Source organism: Streptomyces sparsogenes subsp. cuspidosporus (assembly GCF_039532705.1).
Classification (GTDB): domain Bacteria; phylum Actinomycetota; class Actinomycetes; order Streptomycetales; family Streptomycetaceae; genus Streptomyces; species Streptomyces sparsogenes.
Genome location: NZ_BAAASD010000166.1, coordinates 1 through 553 on the forward strand (window position 1 = coordinate 1; position 553 = coordinate 553).

The 553-nt window shown below is 68.5% G+C and carries 1 protein-coding gene; it reads left to right on the forward strand.

The genetic code is table 11. The annotated features are described in order from the left end of the window. Positions 1-553, forward strand: a 553-nt coding sequence (locus ABFY07_RS42880; protein ID WP_346179636.1) for an acyltransferase domain-containing protein, incomplete at both ends; no start/stop codon positions are given.

Sequence of the window (553 nt, forward strand, 5' to 3'; positions counted from 1 at the left end):
ATCTCCGGTGACCGGGATGCGCTGTCCGAGGTGATTGCCGGGTGTGAGGAGCAGGGGGTACGGGCGCGGTGGATCGCGGTGGACTACGCGTCCCACGGTGCGCATGTGGAGTCCGTACGCGACCAGCTCCTCCGGGATTTGGCCCCGGTGCGGCCTCGGGCCGGTGTCGTCCCCATCTGGTCCACCGTGGATGAGGAGTTGGCCGATGGCTCGGGGATGGGTGCCGAGTACTGGTATCGCAATCTGCGGCAGCCAGTGCGTTTCGCGCCGGTGATCGGTGCCGCGCTGGAGGCGGGCTACGGCGCGTTTGTCGAAGTCAGTCCGCATCCGGTGATCACCACCAGCATCCAGGAGACCACCGAGGCGCTGGACATCCCTGCCGTGGTCACCGGGTCTCTCCGTCGTGACCGGGGCGGCAGCGACCAGTTGACGCTGTCCCTGGCGGAACTCGCCGTCCACGGCACCCCCGTCGACTGGGACACCGTCTGCCACGCCCCCCACCACCCGTGGATCGACCTGCCCACCTACGCCTTCCAACACCAGCGCTACTGGC